Raw genomic sequence first — 2,012 nt, 5'->3', positions numbered from 1 at the left:
AGGAAAGCCCCTGATGAAAACCGCCATCGTCTTCGCCTACCACGACATCGGCTGCGCCGGCCTCGCCGCGCTGATCCAGGCCGGCTATCCCATCGCCGCCGTCTTCACCCACCCGGATGACCCGAGCGAGAACCGCTTCTTCGGCTCGGTGGCCCAGCTGTGCGCCCGCCACGGCATCCCGGTGCACGCCCCGGAAGACGTCAACCACCCGCTGTGGGTGGAGCGCATCCGCGCCCTGGAGCCGGACTTCATCTTCTCCTTCTATTACCGCAACCTGCTGGCCGAAGAGGTACTGGCCTGCGCCAAGCGCGGCGCCTACAACCTGCACGGCTCGCTGCTGCCGCGCTATCGCGGTCGCGCCCCGGCCAACTGGGTGCTGGTCAACGGCGAGACCGAGACCGGCGTGACCCTGCACCGCATGGTCAAGCGGGCTGACGCCGGCGCCATCGTCGCCCAGCAACGCGTCGCCATCACCCCCGATGACACCGCCCTGACCCTGCACGCCAAGCTGCGCGAAGCCAGCCAGGAGCTCCTGCGCGATGCCCTGCCGGCGCTGGCCGCCGGTACCCTGCAGGAGCGCGAGCAGGACGAGCGCCAGGCCACCACCTACGGCCGCCGCAGCGCCGCCGACGGCGAGCTGGAATGGAGCCGTCCGGCCACCGAGCTGGGCAACCTGGTACGCGCCGTGACCCAACCCTATCCGGGCGCCTTCGGCTGGATCGGTGACCGCAAGCTGATCGTCTGGAGCGCCCAGGCGCGTCAGGAAAGCCATGCCCAGGCCCCCGGCAGCGTGCTGAGCCTGGAACCCCTGCGCATCGCCTGTGGCGAGGGCGTCCTGGAAATCCAGGCCGGTCAGCTGGGCGACAACGGTCTCTATCTGTCCGGTCCGCAACTGGCCCGCGAAGCCGGCCTGGTGGCCGGTGCCCGCCTGCACCGCCAGGACCGTCGCGCCAAGCGCCGCACCCGGGTACTGATCCTCGGCGTCAACGGCTTCATCGGCAACCACCTCTCCGAGCGCCTGCTGGCCGACGGCAACTACGAGGTCCATGGCCTGGACATCGGCTCCGACGCCATCGAGCGACTCAAGACCAATCCGCATTTCCACTATGTGGAAGGCGACATCTCCATCCACACCGAGTGGCTGGAATACCACATCAAGAAGTGCGACGTGGTGCTGCCGCTAGTGGCCATCGCCACCCCCATCGAATACACCCGCAATCCGCTGCGCGTGTTCGAACTGGACTTCGAGGAAAACCTGAAGATCGTTCGCCACTGCGTGAAGTACAACAAGCGCGTGATCTTCCCGTCCACCTCCGAGGTGTACGGCATGTGCCAGGACGAGCGCTTCGACGAAGACCGCTCCAACCTGGTGGTCGGCCCGATCAACAAGCAGCGCTGGATCTACTCGGTCTCCAAGCAGCTGCTCGACCGGGTCATCTGGGCCTACGGCGCCAAGGGCCTGAAGTTCACCCTGTTCCGCCCCTTCAACTGGATGGGCCCGCGTCTGGATCGCCTGGATTCCGCGCGCATCGGCAGCTCCCGCGCCATCACCCAGCTGATCCTCAACCTGGTGGAAGGCACCCCGATCAAGCTGGTCGACGGTGGCGCCCAGAAGCGCTGCTTCACCGACGTCGACGACGGCATCGAGGCGCTGTTCCGCATCATCGAGAACCAGGGCGGTCGCTGTGACGGCCAGATCGTCAACATCGGCAACCCGGACAACGAAGCGAGCATCCGCGAGCTGGCCGAGGAGCTGCTGGCCCAGTTCGAGGCCCATCCGCTGCGCCACGAGTTCCCGCCCTTCGCCGGCTTCCGCGAGGTGGAGAGCAAGAGCTTCTACGGCGACGGCTACCAGGACGTGGCTCACCGCAAGCCCAGCGTGGAGAACGCCCGCCGCCTGATCGACTGGCAGCCGACCACCGCCATGGCCGCCACCGTCGGCAAGACGCTGGACTTCTTCCTGCGCGAAGCCATGGCGCAGCGGGAGGCCTGATGAAAGCCCTGATCCCGGC

At 67.3% G+C, this 2,012-nt stretch carries 1 protein-coding gene; it reads left to right on the top strand.

Annotated elements, in window-relative coordinates; genetic code table 11:
• Positions 1 to 13: 13 nt before the first annotated feature.
• A complete protein-coding gene (gene arnA / locus FSV73_RS25400) occupies positions 14 to 1,993 on the top strand; it encodes a bifunctional UDP-4-amino-4-deoxy-L-arabinose formyltransferase/UDP-glucuronic acid oxidase ArnA (protein WP_437179317.1) in 1,980 nt (659 codons plus the stop codon).
• Positions 1,994 to 2,012 lie beyond the last annotated feature (19 nt).

The organism is Pseudomonas oryzihabitans, from assembly GCF_007665395.1.
Taxonomy (GTDB): Bacteria; Pseudomonadota; Gammaproteobacteria; order Pseudomonadales; family Pseudomonadaceae; genus Chryseomonas; species Chryseomonas psychrotolerans_C.
This window is presented reverse-complemented; position numbering and strand designations above follow the sequence as displayed.

Excerpts from the sequence above, each read along its gene's own strand:
- arnA (WP_437179317.1), top strand. The coding sequence starts at position 14 with ATGAAAACCGCCATCGTCTTCGCCTACCACGACATCGGCTGCGCCGGC.